The sequence below is a fragment of the Alcanivorax sp. HI0044 genome, from assembly GCF_001634945.1.
Genome location: NZ_LWEZ01001034.1, coordinates 1 through 682 on the forward strand (window position 1 = coordinate 1; position 682 = coordinate 682).

Below are 682 nucleotides of genomic sequence, written 5' to 3' on the forward strand. Positions count from 1 at the left end.
GGCGGGGGCCAGGTAGTCACGACGCAGTTCATCGGAGCCGAAGCGGGCGATGGCTGGGGTGGCCATGTCGGTTTGTACACCCACAGCCAACGGCACGCCGCCACAATGGACGCGGCCCATTTCTTCGCTCATAACCATGCCGTAGGAGTAGTCTAGCCCCATGCCGCCAAACTCTTCCGGCTTGGTGACCCCGAGCAGACCCAGATCGCCCATTTTCTTGAACACTTCGTGAATGGGGAAACGGCCAGCGTCTTCCCATTCACGCACATGGGGGTTCAGTTCCTTGTCGACAAAATTACGGACGGTACGGCGAAGTTCTTCGTGTTCCTGAGTGAATTGCATGGGAGGCTCCCTGTGTTTGTTTGGCTCGGTTTATCGAGCGCTGCTATGTCTGTATTTGTCAGTTATTCAGGTGTTTGAGTTGAAAGTTGATAGTGGACAGTTGACAGCTAAACCCCAGTTCGGAGGCGCTGTGCTGTCCGTTGTTTCGCTGTCAACTTTTAATTGGCCACTGTCAATTACGTTTAAAGTCTCGCCACCCCGAATGAATTCGGGTGTAGCTGGCGTTGTTCTGCGTCATCGCAGATATCCAGGGCGTAGGCCACCACCTGGCGTGTGTCGCGGGGGTCGATAATGCCGTCGTCCCACAAGCGCGCCGTGCCGTAGAGTGCTGTGGACTGGC

1 protein-coding gene is annotated in these 682 nt (G+C 56.0%); it reads right to left on the reverse strand.

What is annotated here, in order from left to right; all coding sequences use genetic code 11:
• On the reverse strand, positions 1-342 hold a 342-nt coding region (locus A3730_RS12095), incomplete at its 3' end, for an acyl-CoA dehydrogenase family protein (RefSeq protein WP_197477464.1).
• Positions 343-682 lie beyond the last annotated feature (340 nt).